Here is a 25,478-nt window from a genome sequence, read left to right as displayed (position 1 = left end):
CCGGCCCCACCAGGGTCGGCCTTTTTCAGTAGATGCTGCCCCTCGGACCGACATCGATCACCACGACGACGATCCGGTCCTTCTCGAGCCTGTAGATGACGCGCCACTCGCCGACGCGCAGCCGGTAGCCGTCATTCCCCTTCAGCGCCTTGACGTTCGGAGACTTGAACGGATCGACCCGCAATGCATCGATGGCGTCAGAGATGCGGCGTCGCATTGTGGGGTGCATGACGCCGATGGCCTTCTCGGCCTTCTTTTCGAACTCCACGGTCCACATCATCGCTCCGAGCATCCTTGCGGCGCATCGGGACACGGCTTCAAACGCCGCAATGCGGAAAGCGACACCTATTTGGCCGGAGCGGGGATGTCGTACTTGGCCCGGAGTTCGTCCAGGGTGATGCGCGGTTCGGAATCGGAAACGAGAAGGCTGGCCCGGATGCGGGCGTGGTCGACCGCATCTTCCCAATCCTCGAACGTCTCGGCTGACATCAGGACCAGTTCACGACCCTCATGCATCAGGGTCGCGAAGCCGTCGTTGGCGTCCATCTTCTGGATCGCGGCCGTCAGGACAGGGTCCTTGGCGGTGATGGGGCTGGCGTCGTCCATGGATGTCTCCTGACGCCAGCCTACCACAGTCTTTGTTCGAGCAAAAAAGCCGGCCTGGAAGGGCCGGCTTCACTTGCAGACGGCAGGATCAGAAGGCCCAGCGCGCGCCGATCGAGGCGGCGATGCCCGAACCCGACGCCGTGCCGCGCAGACGGCTGGTCGTCGCCGCGGCGGTGCCCGCATAGAAGGTGCGGTCCACCGCGATGTCGGAATCGTCCAGCGCGATATAGGTCAGGGCCGTGTCGACCGTGACCGAGTCCGTCGCCTTGATCGACAGGCCGCCCGAATAGAGCATGCGGTCGCCGTCGGGAATGCGGGCGGTGCGCTCGCCGTCCTGGGTCGGGGTCGGGTCGTAGGCCACGCCGCCGCGCGCGGTGACGCGATCGTTGACGACATAGTCGAAGCCGACCGAGCCGCCGGTCACGTCCTTGTAGTCCTGGACGATGACGTCCCCGCCCGTTCCATAGTTGACGCGGATGGCGTCGAACTCGGACCAGCCGACGCGGTTGACCTGGCCGTTCAGGGTCAGGCGATCGTTGACCGCATAGCGCGCCGAGACCGAGGCGAACCACGGGGTCGAGAAGGTCGCGGTTCCGCCGGTCGAGACATTGCCGGCCGCGATGGGGCCCAGCAGGCCGGAGATGTTCACGTCGCCGTCCAACTCGTGCTCGATCGCCGAACGGTAGCTGACGCCGAGGTCCCACGCGCCCTTGTGCACCTGGGCGCCGACGTTCCAGCCGTAATCGATGCCGTCGCCTTCCAGGGTGTTGCGGCCGTCGGGCAGCAGGGGCGACAGGCTGGGCAGGCTGGAGCTGAGGAAGGCCTCGACATACTGGATGTCCACGCCCGCGCCGACGTCCAGCCAGTCGTTGACCTGCATGGCCGCCGTCAGGCCGACGTTGCCCGAGCGCAGCTCCGAGGTCAGGGCGTCGTAGCGGGTGAAGGATCCCGGCTCGTACTTGGTGGTGAAGTTATAGGGGGCCGCGACGCTGACGCCGACGGCGAAGCGATCGCCGATCGGCATGGCGAAGGCGAAGTTCGGCACGAGGCCGCTTTCGATCGGATCGATCTCATGACCGTTGCCGAGCGGGCCATTCACCGGGACGACCGTCCCGCCGGGATAGACGATCGACGAACCCGCGTTGTCGACTTCGGAATCGAGCAGCAGGCCATGCAGGCCGACGTAGACCTCACGCCCGCTGCGGGCGATCGAGGCGGGGTTCCACCACAGGGAGGAGACGCCGGTGTCGGCCGTCTCGCCCGAATAGGCCCGGCCCGCGCCGCGGACCGACTGTTCCTTCAGATAGAAGGTCTCGGCGAACGAGGGGGTGGCGACGGCCGCGAGAGCGGCGGCGCAGACGGCGAGGCGAAGACCGCCGGCGAGGGTCGGGCGTGCAGACATGGGAGCATCCTTATCGGGCGCGTCCTGTCGGGCGCCGCCGCGTGCGTTCGGGGAGTCAGAGGCGGGGAGGCCTCGATAACCCTCAAGTGCGCTCAGCGGTCAAACGTTGCAACGTAATCGGTCTCAGCGGATTAATTTTCTGACGTATCGACGATCACCTACCTTCGATAGCCTGCCGGGGAGGCTGAGCTAGGCAATAACGACCGTTTCTACGCCTTCGGCCGCCAGGGTTCGAGCCAGCAGGTCCAGGGCGGCGTCGACGCCGGGCGCATCCCGTCCGCGCACGACGAGATTGGTTCCTATTTCGCCGTCCGACCCGGCGCCGAACGGGTAGCTGCCGAACGAAAGCCCTCGGTTCGCGGCCGCCGCTTCGGCCAGGGGTCTGGCGATCGCTCCCTCCCCCACGCCGACGACCCGGAGGGTTCTGGCGTGAACCACGGCGCCGGTCCGCAGGCGCGGAGCCACGTCCTCCAGCATCGCCGTCATGATCCGGGGCACGCCCGCCATCACGAAGACGTTGCCGATCTGGAAACCCGGCGCGTCGCTGACCGGATTGGCGATCAGTATGCCTCCGTCCGGAATTCGCGCCATGCGCCGACGCGCTGCGTTCAACTCGTCGCCGTAGCGTCGCTCGAGGATCGCCAGGGCATCCGCTCGCTCATCGATGCTCACGCCGAAAGCCCGTGCCACGCAGTCGGCGGTGATGTCGTCATGTGTCGGCCCGATGCCGCCGGTCGTGAAGACGTAGTCGTGCCCTGCTCTCAGCGCGTTCAGCGCCTTGATGATCTGATCCGGCCTGTCGCCCACGGTCCTGGCTTCGAGGAGATCGATGCCCAGCGCGCCCAGGAACCGCGCGATCGTGTTCAGATTGGTGTCCATCGTGCGCCCCGACAGGATCTCGTCGCCGATGATCAGGACGGCGGCCGTTGGTGGGCGCTGGGACGGGTGTGTGGTCATGAGGTGAACCTATGCCCCAAACACGTCGCTGCAAGGCGATCCTGCCCTAAAACGGCTTGAGCTTCTGTGCTAGGATCGCCATCTGCAACCGGACGAGGTCCGGATGGACCGCCCGAGACCCTGACGATGTACGAAACGCCCGAGCTGGACGCCGAGACCTTCACCCGCACCAGCGCCATCCGTCTGTATGAGCCCGAAGATTTCGAGGGCATGCGGGTCGCCGGGCGTCTGGTCGCCGAGGCGCTCGACATGATCACCGAGTTCGTCGTGCCCGGCGTGACGACCCAGGAGATCGACGACCGCATCCGCCAGTTCACCCTGGACAAGGGCGGCCTGCCGGCTTGCCTCGGGTACAAGGGTTACATGAAGACGGTCTGCACCTCGATCAATCACGTGGTGTGCCATGGCATTCCGGGCGACCGGGTGTTGAAGGACGGCGACATCGTCAACATCGATCACACCGTCATCGTCGACGGCTGGCACGGCGATTCCAGCCGCATGTATGCGGTCGGCAATGTCGCGCCGCGCGTGAAGAAGCTGATCGACGTCACCTATGAATCGCTCGCCCTCGGCCTGGAGCAGGTGAAGCCCGGCAATACGTTCGGCGACATCGGCTTCGTCATCCAGCGCCACGTCGAGGCGGCCCGCATGTCGGTCGTGCGCGACTTCTGCGGCCACGGCATCGGTCGCCTGTTCCACGACAGCCCCAACGTCCTGCACTATGGGCGGAAGGGCGAGGGTGCGGTGCTGAAGCCCGGCATGTTCTTCACGATCGAGCCGATGGTGAACCTGGGCAAGCCGCACGTGAAGGTGCTGTCCGACGGCTGGACCGCCGTGACGCGCGACAAGTCCCTGTCGGCCCAGTGCGAACACACAGTCGGCGTGACCGAGGACGGCTGCGAGATCTTCACCGCCAGCCCGGCCGGCCTGTTCAACCCGAACTCGTAAACCGCTTGAACCACAGCCGCTGCGAGTTAGCTTGCGAGGGTGGCTGCGGGGAACGGCGTGACGGATCAGGACGATGAACCGAAGGCGGCCCGCAAGGTCGCGCCCCACCACGCGGGTCATCGCGAACGGCTGCGCCAGCGCGTGCGGACAGCGGGTCTGACGCATCTGCCGGACTATGAACTGCTGGAGCTGTTTCTGTTCCGCAGTCAGCCGCACGGCGATGTGAAGCCGATCGCCAAGGCCCTGCTGTCACGGTTCGGCTCGCTGGCCGCCGTCCTGGCCGCCTCGGTCGAGGACCTGATGACCGTCCGTACCGAAGACACCAAGGGCCGCACCAAGGCGGTCGGCCCCGAGACCGCCCTCGATCTGGCGGCCCTGCACGAGGTGGCACAGCGGGTGGCCAAGGAGCCGGCGGTCAGACGTCAGGTCATCTCGTCGTGGACGGCGCTGCTGGCCTATGTCCGTGTCGCGCTTCAGCATGAGCCGCGCGAGCAGTTTCGCGTCCTCTATCTCGACAAGAAGAACCAGCTGATCCTGGACGAAATCCAGAATCGCGGCACGGTCGATCATGCTCCCGTCTATCCGCGCGAGGTCGTGCGGCGGGGGCTCGAGGTTTCCGCCGCCGCCATGATCCTGGTCCACAACCATCCGTCCGGAGATCCGACGCCCAGCCGCGCCGACATCGACATGACCAGACAGATCGTCCAGGCGGCCAAATCCCTCAGCGTCGAGGTCCACGATCACCTGATCGTCGGCCGCGAGGGCGTGACCAGCTTCAAGCAACTGGGATTGATGTGATGCCGTCCAGACGGACCCTGCTGATCGGCGCGGGCGTGGCCGCGACCGCTTCTGTTCCGGCGACGGCTCAGGGCTCCGCACCGGCCTGCGTCGTCTCGACCTGGGACTTCGGTGCGGCCGCCAATGCCAAGGCCTTCGCCGCGCGCCAAGCCGGTGATACGGCCGTGGACATGGTCGAGGCCGGCGCCCGCGTGCCGGAGGCCGATCCGACCAACCATTCCGTCGGCTATGGCGGCTATCCCGACCGCGATGGCCACGTCACCCTGGATGCCGTCATCATGGACCAGTTTGGCAATGTCGGTGCCGTCTGCGCGCTGGAGGACATCGTCCACGCCGTCTCGGTCGCCCGCGCGGTGATGGAAAGGACGCCGCACACCATGCTGGTCGGGGCCGGGGCGCGGGCCTTCGCCATCGACCAGGGTTTCGAGACGACGAACCTGCTGACGCCGGAGGCCGAGGCGGCGTGGCGCGAATGGCTGGTCACCGCCGACTATGGGCCCCGCGCCAACAGCGAAAACACCGACTGGCGCTCGACGCCGGGCAGCGCGGGTAACCACGACACCATCGGCATCCTGGCCATCGACGCCGAGGGCCGTCTGGGCGGCGCCTGCACCACCTCGGGCATGGCCTTCAAGATGCGCGGCCGGGTCGGCGACAGCCCACTGGCCGGCGCGGGTCTGTGGGTCGAGCCGGGCGTGGGGGCGGCGACGGCCACCGGCGTCGGCGAGGACGTGGTTCGCGTCGCCGGCTCCCATTCCGTGGTCGAACTGATGCGTGGGGGCGCGAGCCCGACCGAGGCCTGCCGTCAGGTCCTGGAGCGGCTGGCCCGTCTGCGCGGCACGGCACTGGCCGGACATCAGGTCGCCCTGCTGGCCCTGGACGTCAGCGGGCGGGTCGGGGGCTTCGCCCTGCTTCCCGGCTTCACCTATGCGGTCACCGACACGGCGGGCCGGACCCGGATCGAGCGGGCCGACGCTCTGTTCCCCGACCCGGCCTGATCTCTAGGATGGCGTCATGAACCGTCTGACCACCCCGCGCCTGACCCTGAGGCCCACCGCGATCGAGGACTATGACGACCTGGTCGCCCTGTGGCGGAACGAGGCCTTCACACGGTTCATCGCCCCGGACGGACGGACGTCCGAAGAGGTCTGGATGCGACTGCTTCGCGACATCGGCCAGTGGTCGGTCAGGGGCTATGGCAACTGGACCGTCCGGCACGCCGATACCGGAGACTATGTCGGCAGCGTGGGCGCGCTGGATTTCAGACGGGTTCTGGAGCCCGCCTTCGATGCCCCGGAGATGGGCTGGGGCGTGGCGCCGCGCTTTCACGGAACGGGCATGGCGATCGAGGCTCTGCTGGCCGCGCTGGGCTGGTGCGACAGCGTGCTGAAGGCGCCCCGCACCGTCTGCATGATCGACCCGCACAATGCGCCCTCCCTCCTGCTCGCGGCGCGGACGGGTTTTCGGGAGTATGCGCGCACGACCTACAAAACCGTGCCGGTGATCCTGTTCGAGCGCCCCGCCCTCGCCACCGGATGACCGTCTTTCAGGCCGTAGCGCAGCATTAAGGTTTACGGCCTATCGTCCTCGCCATGCCCATGCCCGTCGAGACCTTGCATGCCTATCTGATCGAGGCGTTTCCCGACGCCGAGATCGTGATCGACGATCTCGCGGGCGACGGCGACCACTACAAGGCGCGCATCGTCTCGACCGCCTTCGCCGGCCTTGCGCGCGTGAAACAGCATCAGCTCGTCTATGCCGCGCTGAAGGGTCACATGGGCGGCGAGCTGCACGCCCTGGCTCTGGAAACCTCCGCCCCTTCCTCGACAGGCTGATCGCATGCGCTATCGCCCCTTCGGCGCGACGGGCGCCGCCATCTCGACCCTGACGCTGAGCCTCGGCGTCGAAAACCTGGCCCGTGGCGTCGCCGCCGCCAACGACCTGATCTATTCGTCGCTGGAAGCCGGCATCAACTCCTACCGGCTGGAGACCGCCGACCCGGTGCTGGCCGAGGTGGTCGGTCAGGCTCTGTCCAACGTGGACAGGAAGTTGTTGAACGTCAGTCTCGAGCTCGGCGCCGGGGACGGCCGCAAGGGCTCGGCGCGCGACTTTTCGGCCGAGGGCATGACCGGGGCGATCGACCGCTGCCTGCACGTCTCCGGCCTCGGCTGGATCGACGTCGCCCTGCTGGAAGAGCCCGGCGAGGATGAGCTGCCGCAGTCGTCCCTGAACGCCCTGAAGGCCCTGCGTGCGACCGAGCGGGTCCGCTACCTTGGGGTCTCGGGCGCGGGCGAAGTGATGGACGCCTATGTCTCGACCGGCGCCTTCGACGTGCTGGGCACGCCGTTCCACGTCAATGTCGACTGGAAGATCCGCTCGCGCCTCCGCGCCGCGCGAGAACAGGACATGGCCATCCTGGCCTACGACTATTTCCCGGCCGAACTCGACACCGAGAAGAAGACGGTCGAACTGAGCCAGCCGAAAAAGGGCCTGTTTGGTTTCGGCGGGTCGAAGCCGAAGAACGACCCGCTGGCTCACGCCGGCACCTTCGCCTTCCTGCATCGCACGCCGCATTGGACGGCCGAGGCCATCTGTCTGGCGCACGCCATGACGGACCCCGCCATTTCTAGCGTCCTGATCACGGCCCGCGAGCCCGAACGCCTCAACGCGCTGGCCTCGGTGCCCGAGCGAGACATGCCTCCGGGCCTGTCCGCCCAGATCGAAATGGCCCGGGTCGCGGCCTGATCTCGCGGCCTGGCCACACGCAGGCTTGAGGGCACCCGCCCTTGACCCATCCCGCCGCCGTCCCTAGCTGACGCCTGCAACGAAAGGCGTCCCTCCCCGTGTCCGACCAAGCTATCGATACCGCCGCCGATCCGGTCCACGCCTTCATCGCCCAGACCGTGGCCGAGCATGACGTGGTCCTTTTCATGAAGGGCACGCCGGACAGCCCGCGCTGCGGCTTCTCCTCGCTCGCCGTCCAGATCCTCGATCACGTCGGCGCGCCGTTCGTCGGCGTGGACGTGCTGCAGGACGACGGTCTGCGCGACGGCATAAAGGCCTTCACCGACTGGCCCACGATCCCCCAGCTCTATGTGAAGGGCGAGTTCGTCGGCGGTTCGGACATCGTGCGCGAGATGTTCCAGGCCGGCGAACTGACCGCCCTGATGGTCGAAAAGGGCGTGCCGCTCGGTCAGGAATAGGCCGGGTGGCGCGCCAGACCCTGACGCCGCGCGAGGACCGGGAGGTCTTCGAAGTCCCGCTGGACATCCGTCCCGAGCACATCGACGACAACGGCCATGTGAACAACGTGGTCTATGTCGGCTGGCTGCAGGAGGCGGGAACCAGCCACTGGAACGCCCGGTTCGACGAAGCGACGCGCGCCAGATGGTCCTGGGTCGCCCTGCGCCACGAGATCGACTACCTGCGCCCGCTGATGCCCGACGCCACCGCGCTGGCCCGCACCTGGGTCGGGGATCCGCAGGGGCCGCGCTTCGCTCGCTATGTGCGGATCGAGGACGGCGAGGGCCGTCTGTGCGCCCAGGGCGTTTCTGAATGGTGCCTGGTCGATGCGAAGACCATGCGGCCCACCCGCATCCCGGCGGACATGCTGCCGACCTTCGAGCGCCGCTGACGCTCTAGGTCGTAGGGATGGTCGAGGGCAGCTGGTAGGGGTTGTTGACCGACACCCGCGAGCCCGGGATCAGCCCCAGCTCCTCGAACGACCAGATGACCTCGACGCCATCGGCGATGGGGGTCTCGCAGTCGTCCTGTTCGATACGGCGCAGGGTGATGGTCGAGTCGGCGCCGATGTGATCCACGATCGGGCGCAGGTCGTCCTTGACGGTGCAGCCGTTCGAACTGACCCAGAAGACGGCCAGATCGCGCGTGATGGCGGCGGCGTGGATCGGCTCGACCTCACCGGGCATGGCGACCGTGCGCATCGGCTCGCCCCGCTGGATCAGGGCGCAGCCGGACGTCGCGAGCGCGGCGACCGCGGTCAGAGCGAGCGTGCGGATGGACCTCATGTCCCTGTCATCCTGTTCAGCCGATTCATGATCGCCGAAATTGGCGTCTTTCGCACGTAAATTTCTCGAAAGGCGCGATCACGAAACAGAAAAGGCCCCGGATGTCTCCGGGGCCTTTCCAGTCCAGATCGGAAAACGATCAGGACGAGTAGTATTCGACGACCAGGTTCGGCTCCATCTTCACCGCGAACGGCACGTCGGCCAGTTCGGGGAAGCGGACGAAGCGGACCGAGAAACCACGGTCGCCCAGTTCCAGGTAGTCGGGAATGTCGCGCTCGCCGGACTGCTGGGCTTCGAGCACCAGAGCCATGCTGCGGGACTTTTCCTTGACCTCGACGACGTCGCCGACGCGCAGGCGATACGAAGCGATGTTCACCTTCTTGCCGTTGACGGTGACGTGGCCGTGGTTGACGAACTGACGGGCGGCCCAGGGGGTCGGCACGAACTTGGCGCGATAGACCGTGGCGTCCAGACGGGCTTCCAGCAGGCCGATCAGGATTTCCGAGGTGTTGCCCTTACGGCGCGCAGCCTCGTCATAGGTCTTGCGGAACTGCTTTTCGGTCAGGTTGGCGTAGTAGCCCTTGAGCTTCTGCTTGGCCTTCAGCTGCAGGCCGAAGTCGGAGACCTTGGACTTGCGGCGCTGGCCGTGCTGGCCGGGACCGTAGGAACGCTTGTTGACCGGCGACTTGGCGCGGCCCCACAGGTTCTCACCCATGGCCCGATCGATTTTATACTTGGCGCTATGGCGCTTCGACATTCTGTTCTCTTTTAAATGATGCGGCCCGGCCCCTCCGCGAATGGAGGGACGATCTCAACGGCGGTCCACGCATCGTCCGTAGTGTGTTCGCGCCGCGGACCGGAGCCAGCGACGTGAAGGCGGGGCTTATCGACTCCCGGCCGGCAGGAGTCAACCTCAGGCCGCCTTGCTGCGCTTGCCGGACGGGGCAACCTCCCGCGCGGGACGGCCCAGCAGATAGCCCTGCACCTCGTCGCAGCCCTGTTCCTTGAGGAAGGTCAGTTGCTCCTGGGTCTCGACGCCCTCGGCAAGGATCGGGATCTCCAGACTCTCGCCCAGAGCCAGGACGGCGCGGATGATGGCCTTCGACTGCGGTCCGCCGTCCAGTTCGGACATGAAGGTCCGGTCCAGCTTGATTTTGTCGAACGGGAAGGCGCGCAAGGTCGACAGCGACGAATAGCCGGTGCCGAAGTCGTCCATCGCCACCGACACCCCCAGCAGCTTGAGCTGGCGCAGGATGTGGGTGGTCCGCTCCATGTCCGAGATCATCGCGGTCTCGGTGATCTCCAGCTCCAGGCGATGGGGCGACAGGCCGGTCTCGATCAGGATCTGGTGCACCATGCGCGGCAGGTCGACGTGCGACAGCTGGATCGGCGACAGGTTCACGGCGATGCGATGCGCGTCCGGCCAGGATGCGGCCTCCATGCAGGCCTGGCGCAGCACCCACTCGCCGATCGGCAGGATCATGCCCGTCTCTTCCGCGATCGGAATGAAGTCGATCGGCGGGATGTAGGAACCATCCGGCTGACGCCAGCGCAGCAGAGCCTCGTAGCCCGTGATCGCGCCCGTCTCGACCGAGGCCTGAAGCTGGTAGTGCAGCTCGAACCGGTCGTTATCCAGCGCCTCGCGCAGGCCCAGGGTCACCCGGCGGCGCTGACGCACGGCCTCGTCCATGGCCTCTTCGTAGAAGCAGATGTCCGTCACCAGCGAGGCCTTGGCCCGATACATGGCCAGGTCCGCGTTATTGATCAGGACCGAAGGCTCGGACGCATCGTCGGGCCACAGGGCGATGCCGATGGCCGCGCCGCATTGCAGTTCGGCATGCTCGGCCTCCAGGGGCTGGATGATCGCCTGGCGCAGCCGCTCGGCCGCGGCATGCGCACCGTCGCGATCCTGGTCCGACACAGGTATGATGGCGACGAACTCGTCACCGCCGAGACGGGCCACGAACTCGCCGGCCAGGATGGCGGCCTTCAGGTTCGTCGCGACGTGGACGAGAAGCTGATCACCCACGGCATGGCCATAGAGGTCGTTGACCTCCTTGAACCGGTTCAGATCGATCGCCAGCAGGGCGAACCGACCCTCGGCCGTGGCGAGCACGCGCTCCAGCTTCTCCAGGAAGGAGGCGCGGTTCGGCAGGCCCGTGAGGCTGTCGTTCCGCGCCAGGTGGGCGATGCGACGGTCCTGGGCGACACGAGACCGAAGGTCTCGAACGGCGAATATCCGGAAGGTCTGGTCCGGCGTCACCTCGACCCGCACGGCGACCTCCACGGGGATCGAGCCGTCAACGCTGACGAGGCGGCTCTGCACCAGTGACCCGTTCGGCATGGTGTCGATGTCTTCCAGCCAGCCGACCACCGGAAGCCCGACGACCGCTTCATCCGCCACGCCGCAGAGGTCGGCGAAGGCGCGATTGGCCATGACGACCTTGCCGTCCGCCTCCACCAGCATGCCGTCGACGCTCCCCTCGATCAGGCTGGCGAGACGATTGCGGGAGATACGGTCGGCCTGGGCCTCCAGAGCGTAGCTGGCCACGGCCGTTCCCAGGATCAGGAAACCCACGACCGTGACGCCCAGGGCCAGCAGGGCCTCGGCCTCGGTCAGGGTCCAGGCCTGTTCGGACGGGGCGAACGGCAGCACCGTCATCGCCCCCATGCCGGTGAAATGCAGACTGACGATGGTCAGGACAAGCAGCAGCGGGGTCACCACGGCGCGGTGACGCAGGCTGGTGCTCGATCCGACGCTGAAAGCGGCCGCGCCACCGACGACCGCCGCCACCACCGATCCGACCACATAGGTCAGGTCCCAATGGACGAAGGCCTCGGCGGTGAAGGCCGCCATGCCGATATAGTGCATCGCCGCCACGCCGAGCCCGAACACCGCTCCGCCCACGGCCGGGGCCCAGGTCCTGCGGATGGCGCCGAGCGCGGTGGCGGCCCCGCAGGCGCCCATGGCCACGAGAAGAGAGACCCCGGTCAGCAGCGGCGCGTAGGCGATCTCGACGCCGGGCTTGTAAGCCAGCATGGCCACGAAATGGGTGCACCAGATCGTCGCCCCGCCGGACACCGCGCCCAGGAAGATCCACGGCAGACGGTCACGCGCGGCGCCTCGACGGGTTCGCTCGAAAAGCCGGCTGATGACGATGGAACCGGCGATGCAGATCACTGCGGCCAAGGCGACCAGAGCCAGATTGTGGTCTTGCGTCAGGCAGTCGAGAATACGCATACGCGGCTACAGCCCTGTGGGATCGATTTTCAGCCGACCGCCTCTAGGGGGTGAGAGTTAACCGAGCCCGCAACAGGCAGGGTTACCGATGCGTCAATCCTGTACCGATCCGGCGACTTCCGGGACCCAGACGAAACCGTCGGCCTGACGCCGGAACGTGCCCAGACCCGGGAAGGGGAAGTGGACGCCGTAGGTGCGCAGAGACTGGGTCGCGCCCCGACCCAGCAGGGCGAAGCGGGTTGCGATCGCTGCGTCCGAATCGTTGTCCCAGCCGTTCACGAAGTCCGGCCGCTCGACCGAGATGATCGAGCTGTGCAGGGCGTCGCCGAAATACAGCAGCCGGGCGTCGCCGGAGACGATCTCGTAGCCCGTATGGCCGGGTGTGTGGCCCTGGAGGGCGACGGCGGTGATCGAGGGCGTCACCTGGGCGCCGGGCTCGAAGGCCTCGACCTTGGGCGTGATGACCGGGATCAGCGCCGCCAGTTCGGCATCGGCCTGCAGCGCCGTCCACTCCGCAGAGCTCATGCGGATGGTGGCGTTGGGATAGACGAGCGCACCGTTGGCCACGAGGCCTCCGACATGGTCGCCGTGGCCGTGCGAGATGAGGATGTCGGTCACCTGGGCAGGCTGGACGCCGGCCGCGGCCAGCGAAGCCGGGAGCTTGTTCTGGGTGCCCATGCCGCCGCCCGCGCCGGTGTCGATCAGCACGACCTTGTCGTCGCCCCGGACCAGCAGCGGCTGGATCGACAGGTGGATCTTGGCGTCGCCGGTCGGACGCAGGGCCTCGGCGACGCCGGCGTTGTCGGCCCAGGGGCTCTGGCCCGCGACGTTTTCCAGAACGATATCGCCATCCTTGAGAGCGACCGCCTGAAGCGTGCCGATGGTGAAGGGATAGACGTCGACGCTGGCGACCGGCTGGGCGGCCGGGGCGGCAGGCGCATCGGCCTTCTCGGCGGGCCTTTGGCACCCTGCGACGATCAGGCCGGACAGGATCAGAGCGGCAGCGAGCTTGAACTGGGTCGTCATGGAATCCTCGGGGGAGAAGGAACGGCGCAGCTTAGATAGGTCCGCGCGCACGGAGCGCCAGACGGCGAACCGTGACGCCTGGTCACGGCCCGCCGCCTGTTGCAGAACGGCCGCGATCAGGCCGTGGCGGCCGCGAACAGTGCGTTGGCCTTGTTCCAGTTCACGACGGTCCAGAAGGCCTTGAGGTATTCCGGACGGCGGTTCTGGTATTTCAGGTAGTAGGCGTGTTCCCAGACGTCGGCGCCCAGGACAACCGCGCCCTTCTGTTCGGCGACGTCCATCAGAGGGTTGTCCTGGTTCGGGGTGGATGTGACCTTCAGCTTGCCGTCCTGGACGATCAGCCAGGCCCAGCCCGAACCGAACTGGCCGGCGCCGGCGGCGTTGAAGTCTTCCTTGAACTTGTCGAGACCGCCCAGGTCGCGGTCGATCGCGGCGGCCAGCTCGGCCGACGGCGCGCCGCCCTGACCGGCCGGGGCCAGCAGTTCCCAGAACAGGGCGTGGTTCCAGTGACCGCCGCCGTTGTTGCGGACGGCCTTGGGTGCCGTCGAGATGGCGGCGAACAGTTCTTCCAGCGACTTGCCTTGCAGCGAGGCGTCGGCGTCCACGGCCTTGTTCAGGTTGTCGACATAGGCCTGGTGGTGCTTGTCGTGGTGGAAGGTCATCGTCTCCTGATCGATGGCGGGTTCCAGCGCGTCATAGGCATAGGGCAGAGGCGGCAGGGTGAAGGCCATGGGGAAGTCTCCTTGTGATCGATGAGTCCGTAACGCGCATGTAGGCGTCCCGCGTCCGCAGCCAAAGCCTTACGGCGTCGAAATCGCCCGGGTCATGTACGGCGCCGCAAACAAAAGATGGAACATCGGTATCCGTGACCCGTTGTTCTTTCGAACGGGAATATCCCGGGAAGGAATTCCAATCTTTCATCCAGTCTCGAAAGAGAACGAAGAGCGAAATCTAGCCCCGATGTCTGTGAATGGCGTCAAATTCATCACCATAATGGCCGCCTGTCTTTCGGCATTCGAATACCGGCCGCCCAAGTCGACGACGAATATTAAGCGCGATCCCGACAACATGCTGGGAGGCGCGACTCCAAAAAGCGAGTCGACAGAGTCGACAGAGTCGCGCCGGTCAATCTGACGTCTTCATGGGCCATCGACGAGACATGGGTGGGCCGAGGGCTCGATCAAGGCCGATGCAGAGACTTTATTCCTGGATCGGCAGGTTGGCCTTGAGACAGTCGCGCACTGCGCGCTTCAGGCTGCCGGGGGCGTTCAGGAAATCAACGCCGTCCGCCTCCAGCACCACCTTCACCGCGGCATCCAGGCCGGACGGCAGGGCGGCGATGACCTTCTTCTGACCCTTGTCATGCAGACAGTGGCCCAGCTCGCTGCACAGGGCGGCGAACAGGTCGTCGTAGGCAGTCGCGTCGGTCATCGCTTCAGTCTTTCCGCATGGAAGGCGACATGGTCGGCGATGAAGCTGGCCATGAAGAAGTAGGAGTGGTCGTAGCCGGGCTGCATCCGCACGGTGATCCCCTGCCCCGCCGCCTCGCCGGCCGCGATCAGAAGTTCGGGCTTGAGCTGATCGGCCAGGAAGGTGTCGGCGCCACCCTGGTCGACCAGGATGTCGTCGTAATGGCCTCGGGCCGCGCCGGACTCGATCAGCCGGGCCGCGTCGTGTTTCGCCCATTCGGAACGGTCGTCGCCCAGGTAGGCGCTGAAGGCCTTCTCGCCCCAGGCGCAGCGGGTCGGGGACGCGATCGGCGCGAAGGCCGAGACGGAGCGGAACAGGTCGGGGTGACGCAGCGCCAGGGTCAGGGCGCCGTGGCCGCCCATCGAATGGCCGCTGATGGAGCGGACCTTCGTCGTGGGAAACTCGGCGTCGATCAGGGCAACCAACTCGTCCGTGACATAGGTCTCCATGCAGAAATGCGGCGCCCACGGGCCTTGCGTCGCATCGACATAGAAGCCCGCACCCTGGCCGAGGTCATAGGCGGGATCGTCGGCGACGCCCTCCCCTCGCGGCGAGGTGTCGGGGGCGACGACGATGAGGCCGTGCTCGGCCGCCGAGCCATAGGCGCCGGCCTTGGTGGTGAAGTTGTCCTCGGTGCAGGTCAGGCCGCTGAGCCAGATCAGCACCGGGAACGGACCCTCGCCCGGCGGGACGAAGACCGACAGCGTCATCGGCGTGCCGGTCGAGACGCTGTGGTGCCTCAGATACTGCAGCGTGCCGCCGTGGACGGCGTGGGTCTTCAGGACGTCCATCAGCCGACCCGATGCACGGCGCAGACCTTGTTGCCGTCGGGGTCGCGCAGATAGGCGAGGTTCAGGACGCCGAACGCGCCGTTGCGCTCGCCGGGCGGGTCCTCGATCGCGCGTCCGCCGGCCGCGACGCCGGCGTCGTGGAAGGCCTGGACCATGGCCGGATCCTTGGCCGCGAAGCCGATGGTGCCGCCGTTGGCGTGGCAGGCGGGCTCGCCGTCGATGGGTTTGCCGACAGCGAAGGCGCCGCGATCGGTGCGCCACCAGTAGCGGCCCTTGGGGTCGGGTCCCTGCGACGCCGGAACGCCCAGGGCGCCGAGCGCCGCATCATAGAATTTGCGCGACGCCTCGACGTCGTTGGCCCCTACGGTCAGGTGCGTGAACATGTGTTTCCTCCCTCGTTTCTCGTTGAACTCTAGAACACGACGACGCTGCGAATGCTCTCGCCCGAATGCATCAGGTCGAAGGCCTCGTTGATCCGTTCCAGCGGCAGGGTGTGGGTGATCATCGGGTCGATCTCGATCTTGCCGTCCATGTACCAGTCGACGATCTGGGGCGTGTCGGTGCGGCCGCGCGCGCCGCCGAAGGCCGAGCCCCGCCAGACGCGGCCGGTGACCAGCTGGAACGGGCGGGTGGAGATTTCCTTGCCGGCCTCGGCCACGCCGATGACGATGCTCTCGCCCCAGCCGCGATGGCAGGCCTCGAGCGCCTGGCGCATGACCGTCGTGTTGCCGGTGCAGTCGAAGGTATAGTCGGCGCCACCGCCGGTCATCTCGACCAGATGGGCGACGACGTCGGAGACGTTTTTCGGGTTCACGAAATGGGTCATGCCAAAGCGGCGCCCCCACTCCTCCTTGGTGTCGTTGATGTCCACGCCGATGATCATGTCGGCGCCGACCATCTTCAGGCCCTGGATGACGTTCAGGCCGATGCCGCCCAGACCGAAGACCACGGCGTTGGCGCCCGGCTCGACCTTGGCCGTATTGACCACCGCGCCGACGCCCGTGGTCACGCCGCAGCCGACGTAGCAGGCCTTGTCGAAGGGGGCGTCCTTGCGGATCTTGGCCAGGGCGATCTCGGGTAGGACGGTGTAGTTCGAGAAGGTCGAGCAGCCCATGTAGTGGGCGATCGCCTGGCCCTTGTAGGAGAAGCGGCTCGTGCCGTCGGGCATGACGCCCTTGCCTTGGGTGCCCCGGATGGCGGTGCAGAGGTTGGTCTTGCGGCTGAGGCAGGACTTACACTGGCGGCATTCGGGCGTGTAGAGCGGGATGACATGGTCTCCGACGGCGACGCTAGTCACGCCCGGTCCGACCTCGACGACGACGCCCGCGCCCTCGTGGCCCAGGATCGACGGGAAGATGCCCTCGGAATCCAGACCGTCCAGCGTGTAGGCGTCGGTGTGGCAGATGCCGGTGGCCTTGATTTCGACCAGGACCTCGCCGGCGCGCGGGCCTTCCAGATCGACCTCGACGATCTCCAGCGGACGTTTGGCCTCGAAGGCGACGGCGGCGCGGGTTTTCATGGGGGCGGTTCCTTCTCTCGACTCGAATGGGTTTTAGCGAGCCAGAGCTTGCTTCGCCATTGCCATGCACCGACCGATCGCACACCGTTGCGCCATGAGCCGGTTCGACAGGAGCAGCACCTATCTCACCGTGCGGAGGTGGATAGACCACGACATCGCCCATCGTTATCGGCAGCCGTCGGTCCAGGTCAGCAGCGTTGTAACCGGCATACTGCTGATGACCCTGTTTCTCGCCGATGGATGGTTGCTCCGGTTGGCCTTGGCGCCCTTGTTCCTGCTCAGTTCCATCTGGACCGGCTTCGTCTTCTGGCGACTTTCGCGGATCTTGCGCGCCTTCACTATTATTGGGGATCGGGAATACGACCGGAGAGGAAAGTTCATCTTGCCGCCTGAGTACGAGAACAGCGAAAGCGCCACTGCATCAGGCCGTCGCAAACGGCAACGCCTCAAACGCTAGACGCCATCACGCTTCGCTCAGTTCTTACCCGCCCGCTCTCTCGCCAGCCGTTCCAGCACCCGCCCCCGCCCCTTCGACAGGGCTGTGATCACGCCACGAAACGTCGCGACCTCCTTTGCGGTGAAGGCCGCGCGGCCCAGCATGACGCGCAGGTTCTGGCTCATGGAGCGGAACTTCTCGGGCGGGTGGAAGAAGCCGGCGGCGTCCAGTTCCCGCTCCAGGTGCTCGTACATGCCGAGCTGGAGTTCGCCCGACGCCGGCGGCTCGGCCTCGCGGAAGTTCGGCGGCGGGGCGTCGAGGACGAGGGTGCGCCACTCATATGCGTTAATCGCGACCGCCTGAGCCAGGTTCAGGCTCTGATGGCGGGGGTCGATGGGGATGGTGGTGATGCCGTGGCACAGGGCGATGTCGGTCGTCTCCAGCCCGGCGCGCTCGGCCCCGAACAACAGTCCGACCTTCAGGCCCGAGGCCGTATCGTCATAGAGGACGCGGGCCGATTCACGCGGGGTGCGAACCGGCTGGCGGGTCTCGCGCGGGCGGGCCGTGGTGGCGAAGACGGTGTTCAGATCGGCGACGGCGGCGGCGACCGTGTCGAACACCTCGACGCCGTCCAGGACCCAGTCGGCGCCGGACGCCATGGCCCAGGCCCGCTCCTGCGGCCAGCCGTCGCGAGGGGCGACGAGACGCAGTTTCTCCAGCCCGAAGTTCGCCATCACCCGCGCGACGGCGCCGATGTTCTCGGCCATCTGGGACCGATCGAGGATGACGACGGGAGGTGTGGGGGCGGTCATTTCGCCTGACTAGCTCTTCTCCCCCTGCGGGTCGACGGAGGATGCTTCGCTTCGCGGGGCGAGGTCACGGCCTTCGGCCCAGGCCGACACGAGAGCTGCGATGCGATCCGCCGCCTTCTCCAGTTCCTGCTCCGAGACATCGGCCATGGCGATCCTGCCCAGCGAAGGGCGGTCTCTGCGCGCCGACATCCTGCGATAGGCCGGGTCATAGTGGTCGGCGATCAGGGCGGCGGCGAGATCGAGGATAAGGCCGTCGCGCGCCATGGCTTTCCACTCGGCGACGGTGGCGCGGGAATGGTGGGGCGGGAGGCGGCTGAGAGCCTGTTCCATCGCCGGCGCGTCGGAGGCGATGTCGGCATAGACGCGGGCGGAGAAGGCGGCGCGGGCCTGAACCGGCGCGTCGAGTTCGATCACCGGCGCCCGGCCCATGGCGGACCAGAGGGCGGGCGGGAGGGTGCGGGCGCCGACGCGGCTCGATTCGGCCTCGACGAGGATGGGGCGGGTCGGGTCGAGCGTTTCGAGGGCGGCGTAGAGACGGCTCTCGAACAGCTTCTGGGACGGCTGATCGCGGCCGGTCGACCCGAACAGGGAGCCCCGGTGATCGGCCAGCCCTTCGAGGTCGAGGGTCTGGATGCCACGCTGGGCGAGGCGCGGCAGGAGGGCGGTCTTGCCCGAGCCGGTGCCACCGTCGAGCAGGACGACCGACCAGGCGGCCTGGCCATAGAGGGTCGTCTGCACCTGCCGCCGCCAGGTCATGTAGCCGCCGTCCAGCACCGTCACCGGCCAGCCGATCTGATCCATCACCGCGACCATGGCGCCCGAGCGCTGGCCGCCGCGCCAGCAGTGGACCAGGGGGCGGAAGCCTCCTTCCCGATCCTTGAGCGCGCCGTCGAGATGGGCGGCGATGTTGCGGGCGACCTTGGCTGCGCCCCGGCGGCGGGCGAGGAACTTGGACGTCTGGACGTAGACAGTCCCGATCTCGGCCCGCTCGGCGTCGTCGAGGACGGGCAGGTTGAGGGCGCCGGGAATGTGGTCCTCGGCGAACTCCGACGGGCTGCGGACGTCGATGATCGCGTCGTAGCCGGCGCGGGCGGCGGCCGAGAGATCGGTGGTGCGGCGGATCAAACGACCCGCACTCCGGAACCCTCGACGACCCGGCCGACGACGGCGGCACGGTCGAAGCCGGCGGCGCGGATGGTGGCGAGGACGGCCTCGGCCGCATCGGCCGCGACGGCGACCAGCAGGCCGCCCGAGGTCTGAGGATCGGTCAGCAGGTCGCGACGCCAGTCCGCGAACCCGACGGGGAGGACGACCCCCTCGCCATAGCTGATCCAGTTGCGGCCGGAGGCACCGGTGCGGACGCCGTCGCGGGCGAGGGCCTCGACGCCGTCCAGCAGGGGGGCCGATGCGGCGTCCAATTCGACGCCGAGCCCGGAGCCGCGCGCCATCTCCAGCGCATGGCCCAGAAGACCGAAGCCGGTCACGTCGGTCATGGCGTGGACGCCGTCCATCTGGGCGAGGTCGGCGCCGACGGTGTTCAGCCTGGTGGTCGAGGCGATCAGGGTCGCGTAGCCCGCGTCCCCCAGACGCTCCTGCTTCAGGGCCGCCGAAAGCACGCCGACGCCGAGGCCCTTGGTCAGGATCAGGACGTCGCCGACCCGTGCGCCACGGTTCGTCAGAACCCGGTCGGGATGGACGAGACCCAGGGCGACCAGGCCGTAGATGGGCTCCACGCTGTCGATCGAATGGCCGCCGGCGACGGGAATGCCGGCCTCGGCGCAGACGCTGGCCCCGCCCGCGAGGATCCGGCCGATGGTCTCGGTCGACAGGACGTTCACCGGCATCCCGACCAGGGCCAGGGCGAAGATCGGACGGCCGCCCATCGCATAGACATCGGACAGCGCGTTGGTCGCGGCGATCCGGCCGAAGTCGAACGGATCGTCCACCACCGGCATGAAGAAGTCGGTGGTAGCCACCAGAGCCTGCTGGTCGTTCAACCGCCAGACGGCCGCGTCGTCCGAGGTCTCGGTCCCCACCATCAGGTCGGCGAAGGCCGCAGCCTGGGGCATGGCCGAGAGGATGTCGCGCAGCACGCCCGGCGAAAGCTTGCAGCCGCAGCCCCCGCCGTGCGCGAGGGAGGTCAGACGGGGTTCGGGCGCGCTCATGGTTCCGGTGTGGGCGAAAGCGCGCAGGCATTCAACAGCCGTGAACCTGAGCCTTGGCCAGCCGTTGTGTGCGGGTATTCAAGGAGAACAACCATGGCCCTGTCCCGCATCGCTACCGTCCTCGGCGGACTTCTGCTGTCGAAAGGCGGACGCGGGTTCGCCGGGCGTCACGCCGGAAAGCTGGCGCTGGCCACCCTGGCCTACGAGCTGTGGCAGAGCCGCCGCAACGGCACGCCCCCGAACCTGAATCGTGGGCGGCAGTCCCAGCGTCAGTCGCATCCGCGTCAACGCTGGAGCGGTCGCGCCTGAAACCCTTGCCCTCCCCGGCGTCAACCTCGTTAAGGTGGGCCAACGTCGGGGAGCATCGTCATGATCATCGTCCACCACCTGAACAACTCTCGCTCGCAGCGCGTGCTGTGGCTGCTGGAGGAGATGGGGCTGGACTACGAGGTCAAGCGCTATGAGCGGAACGCCGACACCATGCTGGCGCCGCCTGAGCTGAGGGCCATTCACCCGCTCGGCAAGTCGCCGGTCATCCAGGACGGCGAGATCATCGTCGCCGAGACCGGGGCCATCGTCGAATACCTGCTGGAAGCCTATCCGGGTCACGGGCTCAGGCCCACGGCGGGGACGGCGGCGGGGCGGCGGTTCACCTACTGGCTGCATTATGCCGAGGGATCGGCGATGACGCCCCTGTTGCTGAAACTGGTGTTCAGCGCCTTGCCCGCCCGGTCGCCCGGCCTGGTGCGGCCCTTGGTCAAGGCGATCGCCGGCAAGGCACAGTCAAGCTTCATCGACCCCCAGATCGCGGCCCACACCGCCTACTGGCAGGCCGAACTGTCGAAATCGGAGTGGTTCGCCGGCGACGCCTTCTCGGCCGCAGACATCATGATGAGCTTCCCGCTGGAGGCCGGCGCCAGCCGCGCGCCCTATGGACGCGACAAGCCGAGGCTGAAGGCCTTCCTGAAGGCGATCCACGACCGCCCGGCCTATCAGCGTGCCCTGAAGCGCGGCGGACCCTACGCCTACGCCTGAGTCTGACGGCCCGGGCGCAACCGGGGCGGAGCGCGCGCGTTAACGGGTTCATGCGCTTGAAAACCCTTCAGATCGCCGCCGGCCTCGGTGCGGCCATCGCCTTCGTCTTTGCCTTTATGGCGGCCGGAGCGATGGTGATGTCCCTCATTTTCGCCCTCATCGGCGCCGGATTGATCGCCTGGATCGCCTATGGCGTGGCGAAAACCCTTCTGGATCGCCGGGTGTCGCACGAGCGTCACCGCGCCCTGCCACCATCGGCGGGGTGATCCGCCGGGGCCATTCCCGACCGGACCTTGAGTTTCCGCGCCGGGCGCCCTAGCTTCTTCGGCCGGTCGCGCGCGCCCAGCGACCAGCGTATCCGCCAGAGTTTCTCCTCACGTCCCCTCTCCGGTTTACCGGGCGACAAGTCAGAAAATCACGACCACATGGAAAAAGTGCCGATGACGGCCGAGGGTTACCGCTCCCTCGACGATCAGCTTAAGCAATTGAAGTCGGTGGAGCGTCCCAGCGTCATCGCCGCGATCTCCGAGGCCCGCGAACACGGCGACCTGTCGGAAAACGCGGAGTATCACGCCGCCAAGGAACGGCAGGGCTGGATCGAAGGCTCGATCGCCGACATCGAGGACAAGCTGTCCCGGGCTCAGGTGATCGACGTTTCGAAACTGTCGGGCGATCAGGTCAAGTTCGGCGCCACCGTGACGGTCGTCGACGAGGACACCGAGGACGAGGGTCGCTACCAGATCGTCGGAGAGCATGAGGCCGATGTGAAACAGGGCAAGATTTCGATCTCGTCCCCGATCGCCCGCGCCATGATCTCCAAGGTCGTCGGCGACACCGTCGAGGTGAACACCCCCGGCGGCGTGAAGGCCTACGAAATCCTCAAGGTCGAGTGGAAGTAGGGCCTAAGCCCCTTCGTATCGCGGTCGTCTCGGACGGCCGTATCGGCATGGAAAATCAGGCGCTCGGACTGGCGGAAGCCGTCGGGCGTCTGAGGCCGTCTGTCATCGAGGTACAGCGCGTGCGCTGGCGGCCGGCGTTCGACTGGCTGCCCGTCTCGATGAAGTCGCCGTGGATGCTGGCGTCCGGTAAGCCGTTCCCCGCCGATGGCGAGGCCTGGCCCGATCTGTGGATCGCCACCGGCCGCGCGACCCTGCCCCTGTCGATCGCCGCGCGGCGACTGAGCGGCGGACAGACCTTCGTGGTCCAGACGCAGGACCCGAGACTGGATCCGACCCTGTTCGATCTGGTCGTGGCGCCGGCGCATGACGGACTGGCGGGCGCCAATGTCGTCTCCATCACGGGTTCGCCGCATCGGGTGACCGCCGACAGGCTGGCCGAGGCGGCGCCCGCGTTCGCGCACCGTATCGATCCCCTGCCCCACCCCCGCGTCGCCGTGCTGATCGGAGGACGGTCGAAGGCGTTCGACCTGACGGCGGATCACGCCGCCGGGCTGGCGGAGCGGATCGCGCAGGCCGTGACGGCCGTCGGCGGATCGGTGATGCTGACCTTCTCGCGCCGGACGCCCGAGGCGGCGAAGGCGGCGATGACGGGGCGGCTGGGCGGGCTGCCCGGCTGGATCTGGGACGGCCAGGGATCGAACCCGCTGTTCGCCTTCCTGCAGGCCGCCAACCAGATCCTGGTCACCGAGGACAGCGCCAACATGGCGGCCGAGGCGGCCTCCACGGGCAAGCCGGTCCAGGTCCTGGCGATGGTCGCGCGCAAGGCCCCGGGCAAGTTCGCGCGGCTGCATGCCGACCTGGAACAGCGTGGCGCGACGCGGCCGTTCGACGGGGTGCTGGAAAGCTGGTCCTACGAGCCTCTGGCCGAGACGGAGCGAGCGGCTCAGGACGTGCTGAAGGCGATGGGACGCTAGGCGTCAGTCGCCGCCCCCGTCACCGCCTCCGTCGGAACCGCCGTCATCGGCATGATTGTCCTTGGAAGATCGGCCGCCGGTGTCGCCGAAAACCATGGGACCTCCGCCGTCGCCATCCCGATGACCGTGCTTCTTCTTGTCGCGGGCGTCCAGCAGGGCTCCGACGACCAGCCCAAGAGCCACGCCGAGCGCGATCCCGATGGCTAGGTTGCCCATCGCGACACCGATGGCGGCGCCCACGCCGACGCCGATGGCCAGACCGATGCCGATGAAACTGCGTTGCGGTTGGGTCGCCATCCGTCGTCTCTCCCGATTTTCCGTCACGCCTGACATCGCACAGGGCGGAATCAGCGACTAGATAGCATCCATGAGCACTCCGAGAACGATCCGCGTCGCCATCATCGGTTCCGGCCCCGCCGGCTGGACCGCCGCCATCTATGCGGCCCGCGCCAACCTGAACCCGGCGGTGATCGCCGGCATCCAGCCGGGCGGCCAGCTGACCATCACCACCGACGTCGAGAACTATCCCGGCTTCGCCGAGACCATCCAGGGTCCCTGGCTGATGGAGCAGATGAAGGCCCAGGCCCTGCACGTCGGGACCGAGGTTATCGAGGACATCGTGGTGTCGTGCGACCTGTCGCAGCGTCCGTTCCGGCTGAAGCTCGACTCAGGGACCGAACTGCTGGCCGAGACGGTCATCATCTCGACCGGCGCTCAGGCCAAATGGCTGGGGCTGGAGAGCGAGCAGAAATACCAGGGCTTCGGCGTCTCGGCCTGCGCGACCTGCGACGGCTTCTTCTATCGCGGCAAGAACGTCATCGTCGTCGGCGGCGGCAACACAGCCGTCGAAGAGGCACTGTTCCTGACCAACTTCGCCGCGAAGGTGACCGTAGTCCACCGCAAGAACGAGTTCCGCGCCGAGAAGATCCTGCAGGACCGGCTGTTCGCCAATCCCAAGGTCGAGGTCATCTGGAACCACGCCATCGACGAGATCCTGGGCCAGTCGAACGGGATCGCGTCCAACGTCACAGGGGCGCGGCTGAAGCACGCCCAGACCGGCGCGACGCAAGAGGTTCAGGCGGACGGCGTCTTCATCGCCATCGGCCACGCGCCGTCGTCGGAGCTGTTCCAGGGCCAGCTGGAGACGAAACAGGGCGGCTATCTGGTGGTGAAGCCCGGCACGACATCCACCAATGTCGAAGGCTGCTATGCCGCCGGCGACGTCACCGACGACGTCTATCGCCAGGCGGTGACGGCGGCGGGGATGGGCTGTATGGCGGCGCTGGAGGCGGTGCGGTTCCTGGCGGAGGAGGATCACGCCAAGGCGCACAATCCGATCAGCCACCACGAGGCCGAAAAGATCGGGGTCTGGTAGGGGCTCAGCTGAGGGGCTGACGGTCGACGGAAGATTGCGTCACGTCGTGCGGCCCAGCCGCACGCCGTTCGCCGAGATCGCCTGAACGACGGCCCTCAAGCATGTCCTCCTGCTTCGCCACGGCGGCGCTCAGGATGGCGGCGTAGTCGTCGATGCCCGCCCCGGGCGTCGCGAACAGAAGGCCCAGGGGCGCGACTTCCAGAGGGGCCAGCACCGGGCTGACCATGTCCCAGTCGCCGAACAGCCGCCTGGCGACCACGCGGCGTTCCAGAACCTCCAGGTCCGTGTGGCGGGCGTCCTTGCCGAGCTTCTTCATCAGGGCGTCGATCCGTGGCTCGGGCCCCTCGATGATCTGGACGAAGAACCCGCCGACGGAAGTCAGGACGCCCGTGATGTGGTCGCACGCATTGCCGGCGCGAGCCTCGTCGAGAATGTCGGACATCTGCATCCCGCTCTGGACCGAGGCCACGCTGCGGCTGCGATAGAGCACCTGGGTGAAGCTCAGCCCCGCGTCGTCCGGAAGCCCGTCGACCGAGAAGCTCAAGCGAACAGCATCAGCTCGGGCGGGGCGTATTCGACAGGACGGCCCGCACGGCGGTTCAATGCGTAGTCGACGGCCGTCTGAACCGCGCGTTCGTCGGTCGGCTTGGACAGGACACCGATCGTCCCGGCCACGCCGTTGCGCACCATGCCGGGGTTGGCGGTCATGAAGACGACGGTCACGCCCTGCTCGGCCAGTTCACGCCCCAGGTCGATGCCCGTGGCCCCGTCAGACAGGTGAATGTCGACCAGCGCCAGATCGATGTCGGTTTCAGCCGCGACCGATCGCGCGGTCTTCGCGTCCGCAGCGGTGCCGACGACCTCATGGCTCAGATCCTCCAGCACGAAGCGGAGTTCCATCGCCACCAGGGCCTCGTCCTCAATGATCAGAATGCGGGAAGTCATGGTCTTTAATGGGTGTCCAGACGTCCAAAATGCGGAACGTCGTTATCGGTT

At 67.2% G+C, this 25,478-nt stretch carries 34 protein-coding genes; 15 read left to right on the top strand and 19 right to left on the bottom strand.

Translation table 11 applies throughout. From position 1 onward, the window contains the following. Window positions 1-25 precede the first annotated feature (25 nt). The 4 genes from ACW171_RS15195 to ACW171_RS15180 form a co-directional block, all read right to left on the bottom strand. Window positions 26-280, bottom strand: a complete 255-nt coding sequence (locus tag ACW171_RS15195; RefSeq protein ID WP_492094434.1) for a type II toxin-antitoxin system RelE family toxin — start codon at window positions 278-280, stop codon at window positions 26-28. Window positions 281-345: 65 nt separating this feature from the next. Then, window positions 346-606: a hypothetical protein gene (locus ACW171_RS15190; protein ID WP_492094432.1), complete on the bottom strand. Its 261-nt coding sequence runs from the start codon at window positions 604-606 to the stop codon at window positions 346-348. 88 nt (window positions 607-694) lie between these two features. Continuing rightward, a complete protein-coding gene (locus ACW171_RS15185; RefSeq protein ID WP_492094430.1) occupies window positions 695-2,008 on the bottom strand; it encodes an OmpP1/FadL family transporter in 1,314 nt (437 codons plus the stop codon). A gap of 189 nt (window positions 2,009-2,197) precedes the next feature. Next, window positions 2,198-2,965, bottom strand: coding sequence for a competence/damage-inducible protein A (locus tag ACW171_RS15180; RefSeq protein ID WP_492094428.1), 768 nt, complete (start codon window positions 2,963-2,965; stop codon window positions 2,198-2,200). Between the two features lie 126 nt (window positions 2,966-3,091). On the opposite strand from ACW171_RS15180, the gene map reads away from it, so the two are divergent. The 8 genes from map (at window position 3,092) to ACW171_RS15140 (ending at window position 8,345) form a co-directional block, all read left to right on the top strand. After that, window positions 3,092-3,913 carry a type I methionyl aminopeptidase gene (map, locus tag ACW171_RS15175; RefSeq protein ID WP_492094426.1) on the top strand — a complete coding sequence of 274 codons (822 nt, stop codon included), beginning with the start codon at window positions 3,092-3,094 and terminating at the stop codon, window positions 3,911-3,913. Between the two features lie 57 nt (window positions 3,914-3,970). Continuing rightward, window positions 3,971-4,711, top strand: a complete 741-nt coding sequence (gene radC, locus ACW171_RS15170; protein WP_492094424.1) for a RadC family protein — start codon at window positions 3,971-3,973, stop codon at window positions 4,709-4,711. Continuing rightward, window positions 4,711-5,709 carry a glycosylasparaginase gene (locus ACW171_RS15165; protein WP_492094422.1) on the top strand — a complete coding sequence of 333 codons (999 nt, stop codon included), beginning with the start codon at window positions 4,711-4,713 and terminating at the stop codon, window positions 5,707-5,709. Before radC ends, ACW171_RS15165 begins: the two co-directional genes overlap by 1 nt. 16 nt (window positions 5,710-5,725) lie before the next feature. Next, window positions 5,726-6,250, top strand: coding sequence for a GNAT family N-acetyltransferase (locus ACW171_RS15160; protein ID WP_492094420.1), 525 nt, complete (start codon window positions 5,726-5,728; stop codon window positions 6,248-6,250). A 53-nt stretch (window positions 6,251-6,303) separates the two neighbouring features. After that, window positions 6,304-6,546: a BolA/IbaG family iron-sulfur metabolism protein gene (locus ACW171_RS15155; protein ID WP_492094418.1), complete on the top strand. Its 243-nt coding sequence runs from the start codon at window positions 6,304-6,306 to the stop codon at window positions 6,544-6,546. 4 nt (window positions 6,547-6,550) lie between these two features. Continuing rightward, on the top strand, window positions 6,551-7,456 hold the full coding sequence (locus tag ACW171_RS15150) for an aldo-keto reductase family protein (RefSeq protein WP_492094416.1): 906 nt from the start codon (window positions 6,551-6,553) through the stop codon (window positions 7,454-7,456). Window positions 7,457-7,554: 98 nt separating this feature from the next. Next, window positions 7,555-7,914 carry a Grx4 family monothiol glutaredoxin gene (grxD, locus tag ACW171_RS15145; RefSeq protein ID WP_492094415.1) on the top strand — a complete coding sequence of 120 codons (360 nt, stop codon included), beginning with the start codon at window positions 7,555-7,557 and terminating at the stop codon, window positions 7,912-7,914. Between the two features lie 5 nt (window positions 7,915-7,919). Continuing rightward, complete coding sequence (locus ACW171_RS15140; protein ID WP_492094413.1) at window positions 7,920-8,345, top strand: acyl-CoA thioesterase; 426 nt, start codon at window positions 7,920-7,922, stop codon at window positions 8,343-8,345. Between the two features lie 4 nt (window positions 8,346-8,349). On the opposite strand, the gene ACW171_RS15135 is transcribed toward ACW171_RS15140, so the two are convergent. The 9 genes from ACW171_RS15135 to ACW171_RS15095 all read right to left on the bottom strand — a co-directional run bounded on the left by ACW171_RS15135 (window position 8,350) and on the right by ACW171_RS15095 (window position 16,786). Further along, window positions 8,350-8,739, bottom strand: a complete 390-nt coding sequence (locus ACW171_RS15135) for a hypothetical protein (protein ID WP_492094411.1) — start codon at window positions 8,737-8,739, stop codon at window positions 8,350-8,352. Between the two features lie 139 nt (window positions 8,740-8,878). Continuing rightward, on the bottom strand, window positions 8,879-9,496 hold the full coding sequence (gene rpsD / locus ACW171_RS15130) for a 30S ribosomal protein S4 (RefSeq protein WP_492094409.1): 618 nt from the start codon (window positions 9,494-9,496) through the stop codon (window positions 8,879-8,881). A 156-nt stretch (window positions 9,497-9,652) separates the two neighbouring features. Next, window positions 9,653-11,980 (bottom strand): bifunctional diguanylate cyclase/phosphodiesterase, encoded by a 2,328-nt coding sequence (locus ACW171_RS15125; RefSeq protein ID WP_492094407.1) that lies wholly within the window; start codon window positions 11,978-11,980, stop codon window positions 9,653-9,655. A 93-nt stretch (window positions 11,981-12,073) separates the two neighbouring features. Next, window positions 12,074-13,006 carry an MBL fold metallo-hydrolase gene (locus tag ACW171_RS15120; RefSeq protein WP_492094406.1) on the bottom strand — a complete coding sequence of 311 codons (933 nt, stop codon included), beginning with the start codon at window positions 13,004-13,006 and terminating at the stop codon, window positions 12,074-12,076. Between the two features lie 116 nt (window positions 13,007-13,122). Beyond that, entirely contained in the window at window positions 13,123-13,737 is a 615-nt protein-coding gene (locus ACW171_RS15115; RefSeq protein ID WP_492094404.1) for a superoxide dismutase, read from the bottom strand. A 469-nt stretch (window positions 13,738-14,206) separates the two neighbouring features. Further along, window positions 14,207-14,437, bottom strand: coding sequence for a hypothetical protein (locus tag ACW171_RS15110; RefSeq protein ID WP_492094402.1), 231 nt, complete (start codon window positions 14,435-14,437; stop codon window positions 14,207-14,209). Then, window positions 14,434-15,267 carry an S-formylglutathione hydrolase gene (fghA, locus tag ACW171_RS15105; protein ID WP_492094400.1) on the bottom strand — a complete coding sequence of 278 codons (834 nt, stop codon included), beginning with the start codon at window positions 15,265-15,267 and terminating at the stop codon, window positions 14,434-14,436. The genes ACW171_RS15110 and fghA overlap by 4 nt, the downstream gene beginning before the upstream one ends. Then, window positions 15,267-15,650, bottom strand: a complete 384-nt coding sequence (locus ACW171_RS15100; protein WP_492094398.1) for a VOC family protein — start codon at window positions 15,648-15,650, stop codon at window positions 15,267-15,269. Before ACW171_RS15100 ends, fghA begins: the two co-directional genes overlap by 1 nt. Before the next feature lie 29 nt (window positions 15,651-15,679). Further along, window positions 15,680-16,786 carry an S-(hydroxymethyl)glutathione dehydrogenase/class III alcohol dehydrogenase gene (locus ACW171_RS15095; RefSeq protein WP_492094396.1) on the bottom strand — a complete coding sequence of 369 codons (1,107 nt, stop codon included), beginning with the start codon at window positions 16,784-16,786 and terminating at the stop codon, window positions 15,680-15,682. 94 nt (window positions 16,787-16,880) lie between these two features. On the opposite strand from ACW171_RS15095, the gene ACW171_RS15090 reads away from it, so the two are divergent. After that, complete coding sequence (locus tag ACW171_RS15090; protein ID WP_492094394.1) at window positions 16,881-17,243, top strand: hypothetical protein; 363 nt, start codon at window positions 16,881-16,883, stop codon at window positions 17,241-17,243. Window positions 17,244-17,260: 17 nt separating this feature from the next. Here the strand turns inward: ACW171_RS15090 and ACW171_RS15085 are convergent, their stop codons facing one another. The 3 genes from ACW171_RS15085 to selD are packed head-to-tail and all read right to left on the bottom strand — an operon-like array spanning window position 17,261 to window position 20,199. Continuing rightward, the gene (locus tag ACW171_RS15085; RefSeq protein ID WP_492094393.1) at window positions 17,261-18,034 is read right to left on the bottom strand and encodes an RNA methyltransferase; all 774 of its coding nucleotides are present in this window, start codon (window positions 18,032-18,034) and stop codon (window positions 17,261-17,263) included. Between the two features lie 9 nt (window positions 18,035-18,043). Then, a complete protein-coding gene (mnmH, locus tag ACW171_RS15080; protein ID WP_492094391.1) occupies window positions 18,044-19,159 on the bottom strand; it encodes a tRNA 2-selenouridine(34) synthase MnmH in 1,116 nt (371 codons plus the stop codon). After that, window positions 19,156-20,199 carry a selenide, water dikinase SelD gene (gene selD, locus ACW171_RS15075; protein WP_492094389.1) on the bottom strand — a complete coding sequence of 348 codons (1,044 nt, stop codon included), beginning with the start codon at window positions 20,197-20,199 and terminating at the stop codon, window positions 19,156-19,158. The genes mnmH and selD overlap by 4 nt, the downstream gene beginning before the upstream one ends. 93 nt (window positions 20,200-20,292) lie before the next feature. Between selD and ACW171_RS15070 the strand changes: the two genes are divergently transcribed. The 5 genes from ACW171_RS15070 to ACW171_RS15050 all read left to right on the top strand — a co-directional run bounded on the left by ACW171_RS15070 (window position 20,293) and on the right by ACW171_RS15050 (window position 23,107). Continuing rightward, the gene (locus tag ACW171_RS15070) at window positions 20,293-20,508 is read left to right on the top strand and encodes a cysteine protease (RefSeq protein WP_492094387.1); all 216 of its coding nucleotides are present in this window, start codon (window positions 20,293-20,295) and stop codon (window positions 20,506-20,508) included. 60 nt (window positions 20,509-20,568) lie between these two features. Continuing rightward, window positions 20,569-21,234, top strand: a complete 666-nt coding sequence (locus tag ACW171_RS15065) for a glutathione S-transferase family protein (RefSeq protein ID WP_492094385.1) — start codon at window positions 20,569-20,571, stop codon at window positions 21,232-21,234. Window positions 21,235-21,284: 50 nt separating this feature from the next. Continuing rightward, complete coding sequence (locus ACW171_RS15060) at window positions 21,285-21,500, top strand: hypothetical protein (RefSeq protein WP_492094383.1); 216 nt, start codon at window positions 21,285-21,287, stop codon at window positions 21,498-21,500. Between the two features lie 159 nt (window positions 21,501-21,659). After that, entirely contained in the window at window positions 21,660-22,133 is a 474-nt protein-coding gene (gene greA, locus ACW171_RS15055) for a transcription elongation factor GreA (protein ID WP_492094381.1), read from the top strand. Further along, a complete protein-coding gene (locus ACW171_RS15050; protein WP_492094379.1) occupies window positions 22,124-23,107 on the top strand; it encodes a mitochondrial fission ELM1 family protein in 984 nt (327 codons plus the stop codon). Before greA ends, ACW171_RS15050 begins: the two co-directional genes overlap by 10 nt. 3 nt (window positions 23,108-23,110) lie before the next feature. On the opposite strand, the gene ACW171_RS15045 is transcribed toward ACW171_RS15050, so the two are convergent. Then, the gene (locus ACW171_RS15045) at window positions 23,111-23,404 is read right to left on the bottom strand and encodes a glycine zipper domain-containing protein (protein WP_492094377.1); all 294 of its coding nucleotides are present in this window, start codon (window positions 23,402-23,404) and stop codon (window positions 23,111-23,113) included. A 70-nt stretch (window positions 23,405-23,474) separates the two neighbouring features. Here ACW171_RS15045 and trxB point away from each other — a divergent pair, with 70 nt between their 5' ends. Continuing rightward, window positions 23,475-24,482 carry a thioredoxin-disulfide reductase gene (trxB, locus tag ACW171_RS15040; protein ID WP_492094375.1) on the top strand — a complete coding sequence of 336 codons (1,008 nt, stop codon included), beginning with the start codon at window positions 23,475-23,477 and terminating at the stop codon, window positions 24,480-24,482. A gap of 4 nt (window positions 24,483-24,486) precedes the next feature. Here trxB and ACW171_RS15035 read toward each other — a convergent pair whose 3' ends face one another. Then, window positions 24,487-25,026 carry a BLUF domain-containing protein gene (locus tag ACW171_RS15035; protein ID WP_492094373.1) on the bottom strand — a complete coding sequence of 180 codons (540 nt, stop codon included), beginning with the start codon at window positions 25,024-25,026 and terminating at the stop codon, window positions 24,487-24,489. Continuing rightward, complete coding sequence (locus tag ACW171_RS15030) at window positions 25,023-25,427, bottom strand: response regulator (protein WP_492094371.1); 405 nt, start codon at window positions 25,425-25,427, stop codon at window positions 25,023-25,025. The genes ACW171_RS15035 and ACW171_RS15030 overlap by 4 nt, the downstream gene beginning before the upstream one ends. Window positions 25,428-25,478: the final 51 nt, after the last annotated feature.

The organism is Brevundimonas sp. FV1ye28 (assembly GCF_058681135.1).
This window is presented reverse-complemented; position numbering and strand designations above follow the sequence as displayed.